This window comes from Nocardiopsis sp. NPDC058631 (genome assembly GCF_042716955.1).
In the GTDB taxonomy this organism is placed as follows: domain Bacteria; phylum Actinomycetota; class Actinomycetes; order Streptosporangiales; family Streptosporangiaceae; genus Nocardiopsis.
In genome coordinates this window covers 1-21,248 of sequence record NZ_JBHXQY010000109.1, presented here as the reverse complement: position 1 = coordinate 21,248, position 21,248 = coordinate 1, and the positions used below count along the sequence as shown (strand labels likewise).

Annotated in this window: 18 protein-coding genes; 10 read left to right on the top strand and 8 right to left on the bottom strand. The window is 73.2% G+C overall.

All coding sequences use genetic code 11. The annotated features are described in order from the left end of the window. Positions 1 to 207: 207 nt before the first annotated feature. The 3 genes from ACFWTE_RS25865 to ACFWTE_RS25855 form a co-directional block, all read right to left on the bottom strand. Positions 208 to 690: an Hsp20/alpha crystallin family protein gene (locus tag ACFWTE_RS25865; protein ID WP_378782507.1), complete on the bottom strand. Its 483-nt coding sequence runs from the start codon at positions 688 to 690 to the stop codon at positions 208 to 210. A 27-nt stretch (positions 691 to 717) separates the two neighbouring features. Next, a complete protein-coding gene (locus ACFWTE_RS25860) occupies positions 718 to 2,274 on the bottom strand; it encodes a BCCT family transporter (RefSeq protein ID WP_378782506.1) in 1,557 nt (518 codons plus the stop codon). Positions 2,275 to 2,543: 269 nt separating this feature from the next. Beyond that, positions 2,544 to 3,059, bottom strand: coding sequence for a MarR family winged helix-turn-helix transcriptional regulator (locus ACFWTE_RS25855; RefSeq protein ID WP_378782505.1), 516 nt, complete (start codon positions 3,057 to 3,059; stop codon positions 2,544 to 2,546). A gap of 220 nt (positions 3,060 to 3,279) precedes the next feature. Here ACFWTE_RS25855 and ACFWTE_RS25850 point away from each other — a divergent pair, with 220 nt between their 5' ends. The 4 genes from ACFWTE_RS25850 to ACFWTE_RS25835 are packed head-to-tail and all read left to right on the top strand — an operon-like array spanning position 3,280 to position 7,897. Further along, entirely contained in the window at positions 3,280 to 4,374 is a 1,095-nt protein-coding gene (locus ACFWTE_RS25850) for a polyprenyl synthetase family protein (protein ID WP_378782508.1), read from the top strand. Then, positions 4,371 to 5,900, top strand: a complete 1,530-nt coding sequence (gene crtI, locus ACFWTE_RS25845; protein WP_378782504.1) for a phytoene desaturase family protein — start codon at positions 4,371 to 4,373, stop codon at positions 5,898 to 5,900. The genes ACFWTE_RS25850 and crtI overlap by 4 nt, the downstream gene beginning before the upstream one ends. Beyond that, entirely contained in the window at positions 5,897 to 6,853 is a 957-nt protein-coding gene (locus ACFWTE_RS25840) for a phytoene/squalene synthase family protein (RefSeq protein ID WP_378782503.1), read from the top strand. The genes crtI and ACFWTE_RS25840 overlap by 4 nt, the downstream gene beginning before the upstream one ends. 33 nt (positions 6,854 to 6,886) lie before the next feature. Next, positions 6,887 to 7,897 (top strand): DUF5914 domain-containing protein, encoded by a 1,011-nt coding sequence (locus tag ACFWTE_RS25835; RefSeq protein ID WP_378782502.1) that lies wholly within the window; start codon positions 6,887 to 6,889, stop codon positions 7,895 to 7,897. A 76-nt stretch (positions 7,898 to 7,973) separates the two neighbouring features. Here the strand turns inward: ACFWTE_RS25835 and ACFWTE_RS25830 are convergent, their stop codons facing one another. After that, the gene (locus ACFWTE_RS25830) at positions 7,974 to 9,539 is read right to left on the bottom strand and encodes an FAD-dependent oxidoreductase (RefSeq protein WP_378782501.1); all 1,566 of its coding nucleotides are present in this window, start codon (positions 9,537 to 9,539) and stop codon (positions 7,974 to 7,976) included. Then, entirely contained in the window at positions 9,529 to 10,329 is an 801-nt protein-coding gene (locus ACFWTE_RS25825) for a class I SAM-dependent methyltransferase (protein WP_378782500.1), read from the bottom strand. Before ACFWTE_RS25825 ends, ACFWTE_RS25830 begins: the two co-directional genes overlap by 11 nt. Before the next feature lie 27 nt (positions 10,330 to 10,356). Between ACFWTE_RS25825 and ACFWTE_RS25820 the strand changes: the two genes are divergently transcribed. Continuing rightward, entirely contained in the window at positions 10,357 to 11,550 is a 1,194-nt protein-coding gene (locus ACFWTE_RS25820) for a lycopene cyclase family protein (protein WP_378782499.1), read from the top strand. Positions 11,551 to 11,596: 46 nt separating this feature from the next. Here ACFWTE_RS25820 and ACFWTE_RS25815 read toward each other — a convergent pair whose 3' ends face one another. Then, positions 11,597 to 12,553 (bottom strand): MerR family transcriptional regulator, encoded by a 957-nt coding sequence (locus tag ACFWTE_RS25815; protein ID WP_378782498.1) that lies wholly within the window; start codon positions 12,551 to 12,553, stop codon positions 11,597 to 11,599. Positions 12,554 to 12,643: 90 nt separating this feature from the next. Here ACFWTE_RS25815 and ACFWTE_RS25810 point away from each other — a divergent pair, with 90 nt between their 5' ends. From ACFWTE_RS25810 to ACFWTE_RS25800, 3 genes are all read left to right on the top strand, one after another. Beyond that, a complete protein-coding gene (locus ACFWTE_RS25810) occupies positions 12,644 to 13,150 on the top strand; it encodes a DUF4383 domain-containing protein (RefSeq protein WP_378782497.1) in 507 nt (168 codons plus the stop codon). Continuing rightward, the gene (locus ACFWTE_RS25805; RefSeq protein WP_378782496.1) at positions 13,147 to 14,628 is read left to right on the top strand and encodes an SDR family oxidoreductase; all 1,482 of its coding nucleotides are present in this window, start codon (positions 13,147 to 13,149) and stop codon (positions 14,626 to 14,628) included. The genes ACFWTE_RS25810 and ACFWTE_RS25805 overlap by 4 nt, the downstream gene beginning before the upstream one ends. A 111-nt stretch (positions 14,629 to 14,739) precedes the next feature. Then, positions 14,740 to 16,929: an MMPL family transporter gene (locus ACFWTE_RS25800; protein ID WP_378782495.1), complete on the top strand. Its 2,190-nt coding sequence runs from the start codon at positions 14,740 to 14,742 to the stop codon at positions 16,927 to 16,929. A gap of 91 nt (positions 16,930 to 17,020) precedes the next feature. Here ACFWTE_RS25800 and ACFWTE_RS25795 read toward each other — a convergent pair whose 3' ends face one another. Next, positions 17,021 to 17,812 (bottom strand): aminotransferase class IV family protein, encoded by a 792-nt coding sequence (locus ACFWTE_RS25795; protein ID WP_378782494.1) that lies wholly within the window; start codon positions 17,810 to 17,812, stop codon positions 17,021 to 17,023. 165 nt (positions 17,813 to 17,977) lie between these two features. Then, entirely contained in the window at positions 17,978 to 18,685 is a 708-nt protein-coding gene (locus ACFWTE_RS25790) for a GntR family transcriptional regulator (protein WP_378782493.1), read from the bottom strand. A 292-nt stretch (positions 18,686 to 18,977) separates the two neighbouring features. Between ACFWTE_RS25790 and ACFWTE_RS25785 the strand changes: the two genes are divergently transcribed. Continuing rightward, a complete protein-coding gene (locus ACFWTE_RS25785; RefSeq protein ID WP_378782492.1) occupies positions 18,978 to 20,228 on the top strand; it encodes an NRAMP family divalent metal transporter in 1,251 nt (416 codons plus the stop codon). 214 nt (positions 20,229 to 20,442) lie between these two features. Continuing rightward, positions 20,443 to 21,228 (top strand): LamB/YcsF family protein, encoded by a 786-nt coding sequence (locus ACFWTE_RS25780; protein WP_378782491.1) that lies wholly within the window; start codon positions 20,443 to 20,445, stop codon positions 21,226 to 21,228. Positions 21,229 to 21,248 lie beyond the last annotated feature (20 nt).

Here is a 21,248-nt window from a genome sequence, read left to right as displayed (position 1 = left end):
GGCATTCGTGTTCGTGCGCGTGCCCGTGACCGTCCGGAACGGCGCGGAGCCCGGCAGCCTCCTGCGCGACCTGCGGGACGTGACCGGAGCGGTTCCCGGCCCCGGCCCTTTCGCCGTGATCCTGTACTCGTCCCGGGGCGGGAGATCGGCTACGAGTACGAGATCATCGGGGCAGAACCCCTCACGTCACACCGGCAACGCTTCTGGTCAGTTCGGTGGGGAGTGCTTCGACGCCCGCTTGAACACCGCGATGCGCTTGGGTCCCCGTGCGTTCGCCCCTCCGCGTACGGTGATCTCCAGCAGGCCCTCGTCGTAGGAGGCCTCGATGTCCTCCTCGCCGATGCCCTCCGGCAGGCTGATCCTCCGTCGGAACGTGCCCATGAAGCGCTCGGACGAGTAGTAGACGACGTCGTTCTCGTCCCGGTGGCGCTCCCCGCTGACGCTGAGGATGCCGTCGTTGAAGCTGACGGTCACGTCCTCCTGGCGTACCCCGGCGATCTCGCACCGGAGTACGAGGTCGGTCCCCCGGGCGAGGATGTCGGTCGGCGGACTCCACGCGTCCGAGTACCCGCGTTCCCTGTCACCCGCCTGGCCGCTCTCCAGCGAGGACATGCTGTCGGAGATCCGGTTCATCTCGCTGATCATGTCCACCACGCCGTGGAACGGGTTGTTGAATCTTCTCGGAGCCACTGCGGCCTCCTCGTTTCGCTTTCGGTGTCAGTCGGGGCGGTTCGCGCTCTTGGAACCCCGGTCCTCCGCGCGGGACTGCTTGGGCGCCCCCGGTTTCGGTTCCGAGGCCAGGTCCTTGAGAAGCCCCCAGATCATGAACAACAGGATGATCGCGAAGGGCAGGCCCGTCACGACCGATGCCGCCTGGAGGGCGGACAGGGCGTTCGTGCCGCCCAGGACCAGGAGGATCAGCGTGACGGCGCCCTCGCTGATCGCCCAGAAGGCGCGCTGGGCCTTGACCGGGTGCAGTCCGCCGCCGCTGGTGAGGGTGTCCACGACCAGTGAGCCGGAGTCGGACGAGGTGATGAAGAAGACCGCGACCACGATGATCAGGAGGAGGGAGACGATCACCCCGACGACCGGCCCCATGGGCAGCAGGTCCATCAGGCGGAAGGCCCTGTCCTCCTCCGCGAGCTCGTTGAACCCGCCGTTGCCGAACAGCTCGTAGTAGAGCCCGGAGCCGCCGAACACGCCGAACCACAGGATGGACACGATGACGGGGGCGAACAGGGCGCCGAGGACGAACTCGCGGATGGTGCGTCCGTAGGAGATCCGCGCCAGGAAGATGCCCACGAACGGCGCCCAGGAGATCCACCAGCCCCAGTAGAAGATCGGCCAGGTGGTCGTCCACGAGGCCGCCTGCTCGTCCACGAGGGGGCTGGGGAAGGCCAGGCTCCACGAGACGAGGTTGCCCAGGTACTCCCCGGCGGAAGTGGTCGTGATGCTGATGATCCACAGCTTCGGCCCGAACACGAAGACGATCGTCAGCAGTGCGAACGCGAGCCAGAGGTTGATGACGGAGAGCCTGCGGATGCCCTTGTCGATGCCGGAGAGCACGCTCAGCAGGGCGATGCCCGTGATCACGATGATGATCAGCGACTGGACCAGGGAGTTCGAGGGGATGCCGAAGACGTGGTTGAGGCCTCCGTTGATCTGGAGGGTGCCCAGCCCCAGGGAGGTGGCCAGACCGAAGATCGTGCCGAACACGGCCAGGATGTCCACGAGGTTGCCGGGCCAGCCGAAGGCGCGGTCGCCCAGCAGCGGGTAGAGCGCGGAGGCCGGGCGCAGCGGCAGGCCCTTGCGGAAGGCGAAGTAGCCGAGGGAGAGACCGAGGGTGATGTAGATCGCCCACGGGTGGAAGCTCCAGTGGAAGTAGCTCAGGGCGAGCGCCTCGCCCGCCGCCTCGGGGGGAGGGGGTGACCCCTCCGGGGTGACGAACTCGGCGGCGCGGGGTGAGCTCAGGTGGTGGATGGGCTCGGAGACCCCCCAGAACACCAGGCCGATGCCCATGCCGGTGGTGAAGAGCATGGCGAACCAGGCGATGGTGCCGAACTCCGGCCGCGAGTCGTCGGGTCCGAGCCGGACGGAGCCGAACCGGCTCAGCATGAGGACGACCGCGATGATCAGGAAGAGGGTCGTCGCGAGGATGTAGATCCAGCCGAGCTTCTCGCCGATCCAGTCGCGTGTGGCCGTCGCCGCGGCCAACAGGGCGTCGGTGGCGACGATGCCGGTGACGACGAACGCGATGATGACGATGCCGGACACACCGAAGACAGCGGGGTTGGTGTGTTGTCGGATGTGTTCACGTAGGGATGAGATGTTGGCTCCTTCCCGGCCCCGGTGGGACGGGTGCGCCGTTGGCTGGCCGGTTCCTGCGCTCCTGTGGCCACTGACGTGTTTCCGTGGGATGGTAGGGCCGGGACCAGGCCATGGCCAAGGAACCGTGCGAGCACGGAGTGTTGGCGTTTTGAGCGTCATTGCACGCGGTGAGGTGACATGTCATCTCACGTCGCCCCGGGAGGGGCGGCCGACGGCTATCCGTTGCCCCCGGTGAGGCCGTCCAGGGTGGTGCCCACGCGGTCCAGCCAGTCCACGATCACGGACAGCTCCTCCAGCGTGTAGTCGGCGTGCAGGGCGGTCATCGCCCCGCGCATGTCGGGCGCGGTGGAGACGGCCAGGCGCTCGGCGCCCCCGGTCAGGCGGACGGCCACCTTGCGCCGGTCCTCGGGGTGGCGGGTGCGTTCCACGAGTCCGTGCGCCTCCAACCGGTCGACCACGCCGGTCACCGAACCGGTGGACAGGCACAGGCTCTCGGCGATCTCGCCCGGGGTCATGGTGCCGCTGACGCGGAGCAGCGTGTAGCACTGGAAGTCCGTGGGGTTCATCCCCGAACGGTCCGCCATCCGGTGCAGCAGGCGGATCAGCCGCACGGCGAGTCGCTGCCCGTCGCTCTGGAGGGACTCGTAGAGTTCACCTCGCGACCGGCTCCCGGTATCCCCGTCGCGGGCGTCCTGGAGCCCGTCGGAGTGTCCGGCCGGAACGGCGTCCATGGTCTCTCTCTCGCGCTGGCGGGTTCGGTTCGTCCGATCTTCCCTGTGAGTCTACGGTGCGCGGTGCCGGGGCCCTTCCGGTCCGCGAACGTGTTCCCGGGGGTGGAAAGGGTTCGGACGCCGAACTCCGGGAAATGCTTCGTTTATCAAGATTCATCGAATCCGAGTCATTTTGGACAGTCCGGAGGCCCGACCCCGGGAGGAAGCCGTCAATCCGCTCCTGAACACCCACAGGCAGGTCCACACCGCCGCGGTCGAAGGACACCGCACGGTGCTGGAGGACGCCCTGCGCCTCTACCTCCACCGCAGACTCCGCGACGCGGAGGGCATCGACGGGGAGTTCGGCCGTGAACTGGCAGGTGAGACCGTTCGCTTCACCCTCGGCGGCGGCAAGCGGCTCAGATCCCTGCTGGCCTGGTGGGGGTGGATCGCCGGAGGGGGTACCACCGGCGGTGAGCGGGCGCGCTCCGCCCTCCAGGCCTGCGGTGCCATCGAACTCATCCAGACCTGCGCCCTCGTCCACGACGACGTGATGGACGGCTCCCCGACGCGCCGGGGCCGCCCGTCGGTCCACGCGCGCCACACGGCCGAGCACACGGAGAACGGCCACGGCGGCGAGCCGCGACGGTACGGCGAGGCGCTGGCCGTCCTCGTGGGCGACCTCGCCCTCGTCTGGGCCGACGACATGTTCGAGGAGGCCCTGGCCGGTGTGCCGCGGCCGGGCCGGGCGCGGCCGGTCTGGCGGGACCTGCGCACCGAGATCATGGCCGGGCAGTTCCTCGACGTCCGCGCCCAGGCCCGGCGCGACCGCTCCGAGGGGACGGCCCTGCGGGTGAATCTGCTCAAGACGGCGTCCTACAGCGTCGAGCGGCCACTCCACCTCGGCGCGGCGATGGCCGGCGCCGACGCGGCGACGGTGGACGCCCTGCGCGGATACGGGCGGGACGTCGGGACCGCCTTCCAGCTCAGGGACGACCTCCTCGGCGTCTACGGGGACAGCGCCCGGACCGGCAAACCCGTGGGGGAGGACATCCGCGAGGGCAAGTGCACCCTGCTCCTCGGGGCCGGGGTCCGGCTGGCCGAGGAACAGGGGGACGCCGCCGCGCGCGACCTGCTCGCCCGCGTCGGCGAGGACGCCGACCCCGCCGAGGTCGCCGCCACCCTGGACCGTCTCGGCGCACGCGACCTCGTCCGCGCCCGGTGCGGTGAGCTGGCGGCCCGGGGAACCGACCGGCTGGACGGGCTCGACCTGGACCCCGTCGTCTCGGAGGGGCTGCGAGGCCTCGCAGCCCAGACGGGGACGGACCCCACGTGAACGGCCGCCGAGGTGCGAGCGGCGGAGCGGGCCGGCGCACACCGGCCCCGGCCCCCGGCCGCGACCGTGTGGTCGTGGTGGGCGCGGGGTTGTCCGGCCTGGCCTGTGCCCTGCACCTGCGGGGCGCGGGGCGCGAGGTCGTCGTCGTGGAGCGGGAGCCGCACCCGGGCGGTCGCGCCGGGCGGCTCGACCTGGACGGCTTCCGCATCGACACCGGACCCACCGTGCTCACGATGCCCGAACTCCTCGACGAGGCGCTCGGCGCCGTCGGCGAGAGCACGGCGGACCGGCTCGACCTCGTGCCGCTGAGCCCCGCCTACCGCGCGGCCTTCGCCGACGGCACCGTGATCGACGTGCACACCGACCGCGAGGCGATGGCCGCCGAGGTGGCACGGGTGGCGGGCGAGCGCGAGGCCGACGGCTACCTGCGTCTGAGGGACTGGCTCACCCGCCTGTACCGGGTGGAGATGCGCTCGTTCATCGACGCGCGGTGCGACTCGCCGCTGGACCTGGTCAGGCCCGACCTGTTCAGGCTCGCCGCGCTGGGCGGGTTCGGCCGGCTGGCCCCGGCCGTCGGACGCCGCGTCCGCGACGAGCGGTTGCGCCGGATCTTCTCCTTCCAGTCCCTGTACGCGGGTGTGGCTCCGGAGAACGCCCTGGCGGCCTACGCCGTCATCGCCTACATGGACACCGTCGCCGGGGTGTACTTCCCCCGTGGAGGAATGCGGGCGCTCGGGGACGCCCTGGCCGGGGCGTTCACGAAGGCGGGGGGAACCGTCCGCCACGGGGAGGCGGTCACCCGCCTGGAGCGGAGCGGTGACCGCGTCACCTCCGTGGTCACCGCCGGAGGGGAGCGGATCCCCTGCGACCAGGTGGTCATCACCGCCGACCTGCCCTCCGCCCACCGCCTCCTCGGCCACGAGCCCCGCCGACCGGTCCGGACCCGCTTCTCCCCCTCCGCCGTCGTGCTCCACCTGGGCACCGACCGCACCTGGGAGGGCCTGGGGCACCACACCATCTCCTTCGGCGCCGCCTGGAAGCGCACCTTCGCCGAGATCATCCGGGAGGGGCGCACCATGAGCGACCCCTCCCTGCTGGTCTCCCAACCCACCCTGACCGACCCGGCGCTGGCCCCGGAGGGGCGCCACCTGCTGTACGTGCTCGCCCCCGCACCGAACCTGGCCGCGGGGGACATCGACTGGGAGCGGGAGGGACCCCGCTACCGGGACAGCCTGGTCCGGACGCTGGAGGAACGGGGCCTCGACGGCCTGGACGCCTCCGTCCGGACCGAGCACCTCGTCACCCCCGCGGACTGGGCGCGCCAGGGGATGGAGCACGGCACCCCGTTCTCCCTCGCGCACACCTTCGCGCAGACGGGACCGTTCCGCCCGGGCAACACGGTCCCGGGAACCTCCAACGCCGTGCTGGCGGGGTGCGGGACCTCGCCGGGGGTCGGTCTGCCGACCGTGCTGATCTCGGGAAAGCTGGCCGCGGCGCGCGTGCTGGCGGAGGGGCGTGGACGATGAGGGGCACGGCGACGGCGGAACTCGACGCGGCCGGGATCGGCCCCGAACGGCTGCGCGGCGACTACCTGCGCTGCCGGGAGCTGCACGCGCGCCACGGGCGCACCTACTTCACGGCCACGAGGGTCCTGCCGCCGGAGAGGCGCCCCGCCGTGCACGCGCTGTACGGGTTCGCGCGCTGGGTGGACGACATCGTGGACGAACCTCCCCCTGGCACGACCGCGGCCGGCCTGCGGGAGCGTCTCGACGCCGTCGAAGGCGACCTGGGGCGCGCGCTGTCGGGAGGGGAGCCCGACGACCCGGTGCTGCGCGCACTCGCCCACACCGTCGCCCGCTACGACCTGCCGACCGCCTACTTCACGGCGTTCATGGCCTCCATGCGCATGGACCTGGACGTCACGCGCTACCGCGACCTGGAGCACCTGCGCGAGTACATGTACGGATCGGCGGCGGTCATCGGACTCCAGGTCCTGCCGGTCCTGGGGACGGTGGCGTCCCGGGCCGAGGCCGCCCCGCACGCCGCCGCGCTGGGCGAGGCCTTCCAACTCACCAACTTCCTCCGCGACGTGGCCGAGGACCTGCGGCGCGGCCGGGTCTACCTGCCAGCCGACGTGCTGGAGTCCCACGGGGTGGACCGGACTCTCCTGGAGCACTGCGCGCGGGTCAGGGCACCCGACCGGCGCGCCCGTGCGGCGGTCGCCGACCTCGTCGAGGTCAACCGGGGGGTCTACCGGGAGGCCGAGCCCGGGATCGCGATGCTCTCCCCGGTGGCCCGCCCGTGTGTCGCCACCGCCTTCCGGCTCTACCGGGCGATCCTGGACGAGATCAGCGCGGCCGACTTCGACGTCTGGAGCACCCGCCACCGCGTCTCCGGCGCCCGCAAGGCCGCCGCGGCCGTCCCCGCCCTCGCCCGTTCCCTGTTCGCACGCTCGGTGCCGCGCCCCCGGTCCGGCTGAGCGCGCGGTGGACACGCCCAGGAGGAGAACACTGTGACGCTGCCCGACCCCGAACCGCGGTGGACACCGCTGCGCCGGATGCCCGCCGTCACGTGGAGCGGGCAGAGGCCCACCTGGAGGGAGGGATCGCCCGCCGTCATCGGCGCGACACTCAAACGCGCCCTGGCCAGGCCGTCCGGCAACTGGTTCGTGCTGGCCGCCAGCCGCGAGGTACGCGACGACCGTCCGTTCGGCCGTGTCGTCGCCGGCACCGAACTCGTGGCCTGGCGCACCCCGGACGGCGCCGCCCACGCCGGACCGGGGGCGTGCCCCCATCTGGGGGCCCCGCTCTGCCGGGGCGCGGTGACCGGTGGGGACCTGGTGTGCCGCTGGCACGGGCTCTCCCTGGGGGCCGGGGGGTTCCCGGGATGGGACCCCTACCCGGTGCACGACGACGGGGTCCTCGTGTGGGTGCGCCTGGACCGGGAGGGCGGGGAGGAACCCCTGGACGCGCCGGTCGTCCCCGAGCGACCCGAGGAGGCCGCCGCGATCACGGCGGTGGAGAGCCTGGCGGGGCGGTGCGAACCGGAGGACGTGGTGGCCAACCGGCTGGACCCCTGGCACGGCTCCTGGTTCCACCCGTACTCGTTCGTGGGGCTGACGGTGACCGAGGTGCCGGAGGGCCCCGACCCGGATCCGGACCGCATGGTGGTCGACGTGGGGTTCCGGGTGGCGGGCCGGCTGGGCGTGCCTGTGCGCGCCGAGTTCACCTGTCCCGAACCCCGCACCGTGGTCATGCGCGTCATCGAGGGGGAGGGCCTGGGCAGCGTGGTGGAGACCCACGCCACCCCGCTCGGCGTCGACGCCGGGGGCGTGCCGCGCACGGCGGTCATCGAGGCCACCGTCGCGACGTCCGACAGGGTCGGGTTCGCGCTGGCCCGCAGGGTGGCGGGTGCGGTCGTGCGCCCCGCCATACGCATGGCCGCGCGCCGCCTGTGGCGTGACGACCTCGCCTACGCGGAGCGCCGGTACCTCCTGCGCGCCTCCGGCCGCTGGCCCGGGTGAACCGCACGGGTCCCCGGGGGGAGGGCCGTTGCCGCGCGTCGCGGTGGGGGCGGACGGGGCCCGGTGCGCCGCGGGGTCAGCGGGGGGTGTGCCGGGCCCACCGCGCGAGCGACCGCAGCGGAGCGGAACGCCCCCGCCGGGGCACCGTCCACAGGGTGTGCCCCTCCCGGCCCCAGCGGGACAGCAGGGCGTTCGCGGCGAGCAGGCCGCTGGTCGCCGCCTGCTCCATCAGCGCCACCGGCAGGTCCGTGCGGACGTGGTCCCCCGCCAGGACCAGGTACGGGTCCGGGGTGGACACCCCGCACCGGTCGCGGTGGCTCCCGGGGGCGAACAGCGGGCAGTCCGCGCGCAGTTCGTGCCGCGCGTCCACCACCCCGGCGGCACCCAGTTCCGGATAGACGGACACCGCCTGCTCCCACAGCCGTACCCGCTCGTGCTCCGCGTCGCAGCCCTCCGGGAGGGAGTAGGCGTGCAGTTCCACCACGGAGCCGCCCGTCCGCCGAGCCCACCCGCGGGCCTCGTCCTCGTAGCGGTCGAGCACGCTCACGTTGTCCAGCGCGGTGTACCCCGCCGTCCCCAGGAACGCGGGCCGGTGCGGGCGCACGGGACGGTCGAGCCAGTAGCGCGACACCAGGAACGGGGGAGCCGACGCCAGGCGCCCGAGCCGGTCGCGCCACCCCGCGTCCCCCAGGCCCGGCGACGCCGCCACCAGGCGGCGGATCCCTGGCGGGTCGGCCGCCAGTACCACGCCGTCGTACTCCGCCCCCGGTCCGCCCTCCCCGGGCCCGCACCGCACCGCGAACCGGCGTGTACGCCCGGGGTACACCCCCTCGACCGGGTCGCCGGTCCGGAACCGCGCGCCCAGCTTCACCAGGTGGCGTTCCAGCGGATCCCACAGTGCCTGCGGGAACGGCGAGGCCGGCACGTCGAACACCAGGCCCTCCGACGAGCCGAGGAAGTACAGGTGGAACATCACCGCCAGTTCGGCGGCCGACAACCGGCCGGGGTCCGCGAAGAAGCTCCGCGTGAACACCTCGAAGGCGAGGTGCCTGGCCCTCGGCGGGAAGCGGACCGCCGCCAACAGGTCCCGGGCGCTCAGGTGGTCGAGTCGTTCGTACACGCCCGGCACGTCGACGTCCAGCAGTTGCAGGGCGGCGGGGACGTTGACCCGGGCCAGGTCGCGCAGGGGGAAGCTCGGGCTGGTCGCGGCGAGGACCGCCGCGTTCCACGGCGGGGTCGACGGCAGCCCCGAGAAGCGGTCGCGCGGGCCGTCCCGGTGCACCAGCGGGTAGTCGGCGAGCGGTACCAGCCCGTCCAGACCGGGGTCGGCGCGACGCAGCAGGCCGCGCAGGTTGTAGTACTGGCGGAAGAACGCGTGGAACCCCCTGGTCATGGTGGCCGGCGACCCGTCGCGGAGCGTGGTCTCCCACCCCCTCAGGCGCCCGCCCAGGGAGTCCTCCCGCTCGTACACCACCACGTCCACGTCCCTCTCGGCCAGGGCGCACGCCGCGGCCAGCCCGGCGATGCCGCCGCCGACCACCGCCACGGCGGGCCCCGCCCCGGGGCGGGGCCCGGCCGGCGGCGCGGGCACGACGGCCTCCGCCAGCGGGTCCCGGACTCCCTCGGGCCGGTCAGCGCCCATGACCGGCCTCCGCCCCGAGCGGCCGCCTGCCCGCGAACGTGTGGGTGACCCCGTACTGCCAGCCGGGCAGCGGGACGCCGGCCACCGACTCCAGGCCCGCGCGGCGCATCCGGTCCAGCAGCGCCGTGCGGCCGTCGAACTCCAGCACGCTCCTCCACAGGTAGTGGAACAGGTCGGCGCGGCCGGTCAGGAGCCGGCCCGCCGGAATCACGACCCCCCAGCACACCGCCGACCACACCGCCCGCGCGGACACCGAGTCGGCCACGGAGTACTCGTGCAGGACGAGTCTGCCTCCGGGCCGCAGAAGGGACCGCGCCGCCGCCAGCAACGCGTCGGGGTCGGGGCAGTTGCGCACCAGGTACGCGCCGAACACCGCGTCGGCGGGGCCGCCCAGGTGCTCCTCGGCCCATGCTGGCGTGAGCTCCTCGGCGCGCCCCTCGTAAAAGGACACCGAGGCCGGCCAGCGCTTGGCGCGGGCGGCGCCGAGCATCCCCCGCGACGCGTCCACACCCGCGATCCGGGCGGACGGGGCCGTGTGCAGCAGAGCCGCGGTCGACGCCCCGGTGCCGCACCCCAGGTCGATCAGGCGCAGCCCGCGGCCCCGGTCGGGCAGCGCCAGCCGTCGCGCCGAGATCCGCAGGTGAGTGTGGTATCCGGGGCTGGCGGCGACCAACCGGTCGTAGGCCCCGGCGGCGTGGTCGAACTCGTCGGTGACCGGGCCGGTCTTCATCGCCCTCGTGGTGGTGGCCACGGGTCCCTCCCCGGGATCGTCGGGTGTTCGCGTGCTCATGGCGGCCTCCCGGTGCATGCTGGGGGCATGGCCGACTACGACGTGGCGATCATCGGCGGGGGAGCCGCTGGGCTCACCCTGACCCACCGGCTCGGCGGTATCAACGACCGGAGCGGTCGTCCGCTGCGTGTCGCCCTGGTGGAGCCGCCGCCCGGACCGCACACCCCTCCGCCGCGCACCTGGTGCTTCTGGGAACCGGACGGGGGCCCCTGGGACGGCCTGCTGGCCGCACGCTGGGAACACCTGTCGGTGGTGGGGGAGGACGGGGCGGTCCACTCCTCCCCGGCCGCGCCCTACGTGTACAAGATGCTGCGGTCGGCCGACGTGGACGCGCACGTGCGCGCCTCGGCGGGCGAGCACGTGGACCAGCTTCCGCTCCTGGTGACGGGTGTGCGCGACGGGGAGGGGCAGGCGGTGGTCGAGGGGGTCGGGCCGGACGGCGGGGCGACGTCGCTCACCGCGGCGTGGGTGTTCGACTCCCGGCCGCCCCGACCGCTTCCGCGCGGGCGCACCCACCTCCTCCAGCACTTCCGGGGCTGGTTCGTGCGCACCCGCGAAGACGCCTTCGACCCCGGCTCCGCCGTGCTGATGGACCTGCGCCCAGCCCAACCGGTGAACGGGGTCGCGTTCGGCTACGTGCTGCCCCTGTCCTCCCGCGAGGCGCTGGTGGAGTACACCGAGTTCGGCCGCGAGGCCCTCACGACCGCCGAGTACGAGCGCGCGCTCGGCAGGTACTGCGACCTGCTCGGGCTGCCCGGGCCGGAGGTGACGGCGGCCGAGCAGGGCGTCATCCCGATGACCGACGCCCCGTTCCGGACGAGGGAGGGGCACCGCGTGTTCCGGGTGGGTGCCGCGGGGGGCGCCACCCGGCCCTCGACCGGGTACACGTTCAGCGGTGTGCGGCGCCAGGCGGAGGCGGTGGCCCGCGCCCTCGCGCGGGGCCGGGTCCCCGTGCCGCCGGTGCCGCACCGGCGCCGCCACCTGGCCATGGACGCGGTCATGCTGCGGGCGCTGGACACGGGCCGGGTGCGGGGGGCGGACTTCTTCTCGAACCTGTTCGCGGCCAACCGACTCGGGGACGTGCTGGCCTTCCTGGACGGCGGCTCGCGCCTGCACCGGGAGCTGGCCATGGGGTTGAGCACACCCGTCGCGGCGATGTCCCTGACGTCGGCCGAGCACGCCTGGCACTCGCTGCGCGCGGGTCCGGCCCGCCGTCCCTGAACCGGGTCCGGCACCGCGGCACCGCGGCCCCGGAGGCGGGTGCGGCTCAGTCCGGGGCGAGCACCCGCACGGCCTCCGCGAGGGAGTTCAGGTGGCCGTCGGCGAGGACCGGGCCCCCCTTCAGCGAACGCCAGCCCGGGCCCGCCGTGTACACGGCGGTGGACTGCGCCGCCCCGGCCGCCTCGCGTGCGGTGCGCCGGAGGGCGACGGTGTCGGCCGCGTCCCCCGTGTGGCACCACAGCACGACGGCGCGGGGCCCGGTTCGGCGCACCGCCCGCACGGTCGCCTCGACGGGGGTGCACGGACCGAGCATCCGGTGGGGCACGCCGTGCTCCCTGAGCGCGGCGGCCAGGGCCTCCACCGGAAGGCTGTGCATCTCCTTCGGCCCGCAGGCGAGCACGGTCGGCCGGACGTACGGCGCCGTCCGGGGGGTGCCCTCCCCTTTTCCGGGAATGCGGGCGGGCGGGGGGACACGGCGCAGGGCCGAGGACACACACCACGAGAGCAGGTGCTCGACCTCGACGTAGCGGAGGGTGTCCTCCCACTTGCGGCCCATCCCGTAGAGCATGGGCATGGCGAGCTCCTCCCAGACGGCCACCACGCCGTGGCGCCGCAGCGCCTCCTCCAGGAGCGCCTCGACCAGTTCGGCGTCCAGCCGCATCGCGGCGCGGGTGATCCCCTGGGGCGTGGATGCCGCGGCGCCGAGCGGAAGGGTGTCCCCGCCGTGGCGCCGGCCCGCGGACGGCGGTTCGGCTCTCCTCGGGGCCGGGACCGAAGGCGACCGGTCGAGCGCGAGGCGGGCGGCCGAGGCGGGCGGAAGACCTTCGCCGACCAGGCGGCACAGCTCGCGGAGCCGGGCGACGTCGTCGGGGGAGTAGCGGCGGTGGCCGCCCGTGCTGCGCTCGCGGGGGCCGACACCGTACCGGTGGTCCCAGCTGCGCAGTGTGGAGGGTGCGACCCCGAGAAGGCGGGCGGTCGCCCCGGGAGTGAGTGCGTCGGACATGGGGCCCCAAGCGTTGCGAAAGCGACGCGACTTGTGGTGTGCGCCACTCACACCCGACTCTAGCTGGGAGGACACCGAAAGGGGCAGCACATGGATCTGGACACCACACGTCCGGCGGACCGCCGTCTCGGCGTGGTCTACAGGATCGGAGCGGGGCTCACGGGCCTGGTACTCGTCGGCTTCGGTATCGCGGGCCTGCTGGTCAGACTCCCGCTGTTCGACACCCGGGGAGAGGTGATCGCCGGGCTGTCCACGAACGGCGCGCTCAGCTTCCTCTCGATCGCGATCGGCTCGCTCCTGCTGGGCGCGGCGGTACTGGGCGGTTCGTTTGCCTCGACCGTGTGCACCGTGGTGGGAGTGGGGTTCGTGGCCAGCGGGCTGGTCAACCTCTACCTCATGAGTGCGGGCCCCAACATCCTGGCGTTCTCGATGCCCAACGTCATCTTCAGTTTCGTGGTCGGCATCATGGTGATGACCTTCGGCATGTACGGCCGCGTCGGTAGCCACCTGCCCGGCGACAACCCGTACCGCAGGCGCCGCGAGGAACGGCGTGGACGCCGTCGGCGCGACAGCGGGACGATCGGGGCCACGGGATGACGGGGGGCCACCGGACCCTGGTGACCGGGGCGACCGGATACATCGGCGGCCGCCTCGTGCCCGAGCTCCTGGCGGCCGGGCACGCCGTCCGCTGCCTCGTGCGTACCCCGGACAAGCTCCGCGACGTCGACTGGCGGGATGAGGTCGAGGTGGTGCGGGGGGACGTCGTCTCCGACGAGGGCCTGGCCGAGGCGTTGGAGGGCATCGACACGGCCTACTACCTGGTCCACTCGATGTCGGGGGGACGGGACTTCCAGAGCGCCGACGCCGAGGGTGCCGACAACTTCGCCCGCGCCGCGGAGCAGGCAGGGGTACGGCGGCTGGTCTACCTCGGCGGCCTCGTCCCCGAGCACGGTGAACTGTCCGCGCACATGGCCTCGCGCACGCAGGTCGGCGACGTCTTCCTGGAGTCGCCGGTCCCCGCCGCGGTGCTCCGCGCGGCGGTGATCATCGGGTCGGGTTCGGCGTCCTTCGAGATGCTGCGCCACCTCACCGAGCGCCTTCCGGTCATGACGACGCCCCGGTGGGTGCGCAGCCGGGTGCAGCCGATCGCGGTCCGGGACGTGCTGAGGCTGCTCGTGGAGTCCGCCGAACTGCCGGAGGGGACCGACCGCGTCTTCGACATCGGAGGCCCGGAGGTCCTGACCTACGCGGAGATGGTCCAGCGCTTCGCCGGGGCCGCGGGCATCGCCAAGCGGCTGATCGTCCCCGTGCCGGTACTCTCCCCGGGTCTGTCCAGCCTGTGGGTCGGCCTGATCACGCCGGTGCCGCCCGCGATCGCCCGGCCCCTGGTGGACTCGCTGCGCCACGACGCCGTCGCCGGGGAGGACGACCTGTCGGACTACCTGGACGACCACCACCGGATCGGCTTCGACGAGGCCGTACGGCTCGCGCTGAGGAGGGTGGACGAGTCGCGGGTGGACACGCGGTGGTCGTCGGCGGCCTGGCCGAGCGTGCCGTCCGACCCCCTGCCCACGGACCCGGCCTGGGCGGGCGGCAGCCTCTACACCGATGTGCGTGCCAGGTACGTCGACGCGGAGCCCGAGGACCTGTGGCGGGTGATCGAGGGGATCGGTGGCCGGAACGGATGGTACTCCTGGCCCCTGGCCTGGGCGGCGCGCGGGTGGATCGACCTGGCCGTCGGCGGTGTGGGCCTGCAGAGGGGCCGACGCGACCCTGCCCGGCTGAGGGTCGGTGACTCACTGGACTTCTGGAGGGTCGAGGAGGTCGTGCCGGAACGCCTGCTCCGGCTGAGGGCGGAGATGCGGCTCCCCGGTCCCGCGTGGCTGGAGCTGGGCGTGGCGCGGGTGGAGGGGCGCACGGTCTACCACCAGCGGGCGCTCTTCCATCCCCGTGGACTCCTCGGACACCTGTACTGGAAGGCGGTGACGCCCTTCCACGGGATCGTGTTCGGTTCCATGGCCACCAACATCGCCGACTGCGCGAACGAGGAGGCCCGCACGGAACGCGTCGGCTGAACCAGCGGACGGGGACGCGCCGGGCGGCGTCGGCGCACGGCCGCAATTGACTCGAAAAACAAGATACTCTTATTTCGAGTCAATTGTCGACGCAACGGAAGGACCCGTCCCGTGCGCAAGGACACAGACCGATCCCGCCGATCCCGCTGGTGGGTGGGGGCGGCGCTTGTGGTCGCCCTCGTGTGGCTGTTCGGCGCAGGCCCCCTGGGCATGTTCCTGGGCAAGCTCGGAGAGGTGCAGACCAACGACCCCGGCGCGTTCCTGCCCGTGGGCGCCGAGTCCACCGAGGTCGCCGAGATCGCCGAGGAGTTCGACCGGGAGGACTCCGTCCCCGCCGTCGTCGTCTACTCGGGAAGCGGTGACGCCGCCGAGGAGGGTATGGAAGCCATCGCCGGGGTCGCAGAGCGCGTCGCCGAGCAGCCCTGGGCCTCGGGCCCGGTGATCGGCCCCTTCCCGGGGACCGAGGACCCCTCCGTCGCCCAGTTCACCGTGTCGATCGACCCGGAGTACGACACCGGCGACACGGTCGCCGAACTGCGTGAGCTCCTCGCCGACGAGCCCGTCCCCGGACTCCAGGCGCAGGTCACCGGCCCCGCCGGGTACGCGGCCGACCTCAGCGCGGCCTTCGGCGGCATCGACTCGACCCTGCTCGTCGTCGCGATCGCCTCGGTCCTGGTCATCCTCGTGGCCGTCTACCGGTCGCCCCTGCTCCCGGTCCTGGTCATCCTCTCCTCCCTGCTCGCCCTCGGCCTGTCCGGCGCGCTCGTCTACCTGGCCGCCGACACGGGCCTGGTCAGCCTCAACGGACAGAGCCAGGGCATCCTGTTCATCCTGGTCGTCGGTGCGTGCACCGACTACGCGCTGCTGCTCGTGGCCCGCTACCGGGAGGAACTCGCCACGCGGGACCGCGTGCCCGAGGCCGTCCTCGCCGCGGTACGCGGGGTGGCCGGTCCGGTCCTGGCCTCCGGCGGCACCGTCATCCTCGGCCTGCTCTGCCTGCTCACCGCGGACCTGGCCTCCACCCGCAGCCTCGGACCGGTCGTCGCCATCGGCGTCGCCGCGGCCCTGTTCTCCGCGATGACCTTCCTGCCCGCCGTGCTCGCGCTCGGCGGCAGGGCGGTGTTCTGGCCGACCGCGCCGCACCGGCCCGGCACCGCGCCGGGGGCGGCGGACGGCCGGGGCGGGGGCGACAGCCTCGACGAGGTCGTCGAGAGGCACCGCCTCTGGGGGCGGATCGCCGGAGCGGTCTCGCGCCGTCCCCGCGCGTACTGGATCGGGACCACCGTGGCCCTGGCGGCGGCGGCCCTGTTCGCGCCGCAGTTCGACGCCGGGGGGACCGGCCAGTCCGAGGTCTTCCGTACGGAGGTCGAGGCGGTCGAGGCACAGGAGGTCCTCACCCGGGGCTTCGGCTCCGCCGGCGGCGCGGCGCCCGCACTCGTGGTCGCCGACGCCGACCGGCTGGACGAGGTGGTCGCCGCCGCGGAGGGCCTGCCCGAGGTGGAGGGGGCGGCCGCGGTGGCCGAACCCGGACCGCCCGGGGCCGACGCCCCGCCGCTGGTGGAGGACGGGCGGGTCCTGGTCGAGGTGACCCTGGCCGTCCCCCCGGAGTCCTCCGACGCGGTCGCCGCCGTCGGCGACCTCCGGGAGGCACTTCGCGGCGTCGAGGGAGCCGACACCCTGGTCGGCGGTGTGACCGCCACCGACCTGGACACCCTGGAGACCGCCCAGCGCGACTTCACCGTCGTCGTCCCCCTCGTCCTGGTGGTGGTCTTCCTCGTCCTGATCCCGCTGCTGCGCTCCCTGGTGGCGCCGCTGCTGCTGATGGCCGCGAACGTGCTGTCCTTCGCCGCCGCGCTGGGCGTGGGCACGCTGGTCTTCGACCACCTGCTCGGCCTTCCGGGTGCGGACCCGGTGGTCCCGCTGTTCGCGTTCGTGTTCCTCGTGGCGCTGGGCATCGACTACAGCATCTTCCTGATGTCACGCGCCAGGGAGGAGACCCTGGTCCACGGGCACCGGGAGGGCGTGCTGCGCGCGCTCGCCGTCACGGGCGGGGTGATCACGTCCGCCGGGGTGGTCCTCGCCGTGACCTTCGCGGCGCTGGCGGTCATCCCGCTGCTGTTCCTGCTCCAGCTCGCGTTCCTGGTGGCTTTCGGCGTGCTGGTGGACGCCCTGATCGTCCGCACCCTGCTGGTGCCCGCGCTGTCGCTGGACGTGGGCTCGCGCGTGTGGTGGCCGGGGCGGGCCCGGAGTGCGGCAGGGCCCGCCGGAGGGTCCCTCCGCCCCGGCGGAACAGAGGGGTGAGGAGCGCGCTCCAGCAGGTCCTGGCGGGCCGGTCGCGGGCGGGAGGACACCGCGGCGACCGGACCGGCCGCCGCCCCCTCGGGCGGTGGGTCTACAGGGCGTCGCCGGGGAGTTCGCGGTAGGCGGCGGCCAGTTTGCGGATCAGGGCGGACTGCGGCAGGTGGACCCCGTCGATGGAGGTGACCGGCCGCACCCCCGTGGTGGCGTTGGTGACGAACGCCCCCGACACACGGGTGCTCGCGGCCCCGGCGACGGGCCGGGTCGACACGCGGACGGCGAGGGAGTCGGCCGCGCGGTCCACCAGCCGGGCCGTCACCCCCGGCAGACACGGGGCCTGCGGCCACACCAGGCCGCCACCGTCCAGGAACCCGATGTTCCAGGTGGGTCCCTCCGACACCCGCCCGTCGACACCGATGAACAGGGCGTCGTCGAACCCGTCCGTCTGGGCCGCGCGCCGCTGGCGGATCGCCCCGAACATCCCGGTGCTCTTGACCTGCGGGGTGTCGCGGGCGAACAGCCGGGTGCCCAGCCGGAGCGGCGACGGGGAAGCGGCCGGCGCCGGGGCCGGCCGGGTGGTGACCAGGATCTGCGGGAGCGGGTGTGCGGCGGGGCGGGCGAGGTCCATGCCCGGATCGAACACGGTCACCCGCACCACGGAGGGCGACGGGTGCGCGCGTGCGGCCCGGCGGGCGAGCTCACGGACCCGGGGGATGTCCAGGACGGTACCGAACAGGGTCTGGCAGTCCGTGCTCAGCCGCTCCATGTGCAGGTCGAGCCCGCGTACCCGCAGGTCGGTGACGAGCATGGTCGTGAAGTGGCCGTACCCGTACAGGGCGAGACCCGCGATTTCCCCGGTGCTGACGGGGCGTCCGTTCAGTTCCATCGAGTCCCCATTCTGGCACTGAGGGACCTCCGTCAGGCGGTTTTCGCCACACCTGTGGACAAGTCCTACCAAGACGGCCGCGGGGCCGCGGGCCGCCGCGCGTGGCGGAGAGGTCGGCGGAGGCCGCGTCCGGCGGCGGGTGTCCGGGGGCGCCACGCGACGCGGTCAGGCGCCCCGCTCCCCGGAGGTGAAGGCGGTGACGAGCTGGTCCTCGGAGGTGTCGAGGTAGGTGGCGAGCTCGTCGGCGGCGCCCGCGACGTCACCCGAGGCCAGCAGCGTGTGGATGCGCCGGTTCCAGTCGAGGTAGGGGGCGTGGAACTCGCGGGGGGCGTCCATGACGTGGAAGACCAGGCGGGTCTCGGCGAGTACCTGGCTCATGAACTCGTTGACGCGCGCACTCCCGGCGAGTCCGGCCAGGGCCTGGTGGAAGCGCATGTTGGCGGTGCCCATGCGCTTCCATTCCCGGCGGCTGCGGGCGGCCTCCCCCTCGTCCACGGCGGCGCCGACCGACCGCACCGCCTCCTCGGTGGGACGCACCGCACCCCGCAGCGCGGGAAGTTCGAGGACCCTGCGGGCCTTGAACAGGTCGCGGACGTCCTCGCTGGTGGGGAGCGTGACGAACACTCCCCGGTGCATCTGGTGCACGAGCAGGCGATCGCGGACCAGGAGTCGGAAGGCCTCGCGCAGGGTGTTGCGGGAGACTCCCAGCTCCTCGCACAACCGCTCCTCGGAGAGGCGCTGCCCCGGAGGGTAGGCGCCGTCGATGAGGGACTCGCGGAGCAGTGCGGCGACCCGCTCGGCCTGGGTGGGCAGCGGGGGCAGGAGGCGCTTGCGGCCGGCGGGCCGGGCGGTGTGGGCGTCCGTGGCCGTCACATGTGCTCCTCGGGGTGCGTTCGGTTACTCCATTGTGACCGACCCGGCGGACCCGTGGGGAGGCGGGGCCTCGAAGAGATCGGCTAGTCGGATGATGGGACTTATAACCCCCAGGATTCGCGATACCCCAGGGTGCGGGGAAGGCCGCGGCCCCTGCTCGCAGCAGTGACCTGGGTTTTTGCTGACGCGATCTTTACTCGTCTTGTTGGATTGAAGTATTGTTCAACAATCCAACGATGGCGTGGTTGGTCATCGCGCCACGGCACGCTTCTCGCACTTCCTGGAGAGACCCATGGGCGACACGCCCCCCGCACCCCCGAAGGTGCGCCCGCGGATCGGGCGGATCACGCTGAGCAGCAGCCTGCTCGGCGCGATGTTCCTCATGGCCACGAGCGCCATCGGCCCTGGCTTCATCACCCAGACCACGACATTCACCGCGCAGCTCGGCGCGACCTTCGCGTTCGCGATCCTCGTCTCGATCCTCGTGGACATCGCCGTCCAGCTGAACATCTGGAGAGTCGTCGGCGTCGCCGACATGCGCGCCCAGGACCTGGCCAACAAGGTGCTGCCCGGAGCGGGCTACCTCCTGGCCTTCCTGATCGTCTTCGGCGGACTGATCTTCAACGTGGGCAACCTCGCCGGCACCGGCCTCGGCCTGGACGCCCTGCTCGGGTTCGACCCGAGGATCGGCGCCGTCATCTCCGCTGCCCTGGCCGTGGGCATCCTCAGCGCGAAGAAGCTGGGTGTGGCCCTCGACCGCATCCTCATCGTGCTCGGCGTCGCGATGATCGCCCTGACCCTGTACGTCGCGATCGTCTCCCAGCCCCCGGTCGGCGAGGCCCTGCGCCAGTCCGTCATGCCGGACCAGCTCGGCACGGACGTCTTCCTCGCCACCGTCACCATCATCGGCGGCACCGTCGGCGGCTACATCACCTACGCGGGTGCGCACCGACTCGTCGAGGCCGGACAGGGCGGCCCGGAGAACGCCGGAGCCATCACCAGGACCTCCGTCACCGGCATCATCATCACCGGCGCCATGCGGGTCCTGCTCTTCCTCGCCATCCTGGGCGTCGTCAGCGGCGGCGCCGCCATCCTGGAGGCGCCCAACCCCTCGGCCGAGGCCTTCTACCAGGCCGCCGGCGAGGTCGGCATGCGCCTGTTCGGCATGATCATGTGGGCCGCCGCGGTCAGCTCCGTCATCGGCGCCTCCTACACCTCGGTCTCCTTCGTCACCACCTTCCACCCCTGGCTGGAGAAGCGCCGAGGCGTCCTGGTCGCGGTGTTCATCGGTATCTCCCTGGCGATCTTCCTGCTGTCGGGCCAGGCCCCGAACACCCTGCTGATCCTCGCCGGCGCACTCAACGGCATCATCCTCCCGGTCGGCCTCGGCATCATGCTGTGGGTCGCGGCCCGCCGCTCCCAGGACCTCCTGGGCGGCTACCGCTACCCGCGCTGGCTGATCGCCATCGGTGTCGCCGCCTGGCTGCTCACCACGTACATGGCCGTCAACGCCCTGGGCGGCATCGCCGCCCTCTGGCAGTAGAGACCCGGAGGGCGCGGCGCGGGGACGACCCCGCCGCGCCCTCCGTTCCAACCCCCGCCCGGCACGGTCCGAGGCTCGTGGACCGTGCGGGGTAGGAGCCCTGTGAAGGGCCCGCACAGTACGGCAGTGCCGAGGGGGCGGACGGCACCGGGCGCGGAGGAGCGTCCGGGCCGAAGGCCCCGGCAGGCACGCACAAGAACGAGGAGTACCGACGTTGCGCATCGACCTCAACTCCGACCTCGGCGAGCACTTCGGCCGCTGGGAACTCGGTGACGACCGGGCCCTGCTGTCCGTCGTCACCAGCGCCAACGTCGCCTGCGGGTTCCACGCCGGCGATCCGAGCGTGCTGCGCCGCACCACAGCCGACGCCAAGGAGCGCAACGTGGACGTCGGCGCCCACGTCGGCTACCGCGACCTCGCCGGGTTCGGCCGCCGGTTCCTCGACATCGCGCCCGCCGACCTCACCAACGAGGTCGTCTACCAGTTGGGGGCCCTGGCGGCCTTCACCCGGCTGGCCGACGACCGCGTCCGCTACGTCAAACCGCACGGCGCCCTCTACAACGCGATCGTGCACCACGAGCAGCAGGCAGCCGCGGTCGTCGAGGCCGTCCGCGCCTTCGACCCCGACCTTCCGGTGCTCGGCCTGCCCGGCTCCCGGTTCCTCGCCCTGGCCGAGCAGGCCGGGCTGCGTACCTTCCGGGAGGCGTTCGCGGACCGTGCGTACACCCCCGACGGCGTCCTGGTGTCCCGTCGCGAGCCCGGAGCGGTGCTCCACGACCCCGTGGCGATCGCGGAGCGGTGCCTGCGTATGGCCCAGGGGCTGCCGGTCGAGGCGATCGACGGAACCGAGATCGTCATCGAGGCCGACTCCCTGTGCGTGCACGGCGACAGCCCCGGCGCGGTGGACATCGCCCGCGCCGTCGCCGAGCGGCTGCGCGCCGCCGGCGTCACCATCGCACCGTTCACCCGGGCGGCACCGGCCGCCACGGAGAACGCGTGACCGCTCCCGTGCGGGGAGGC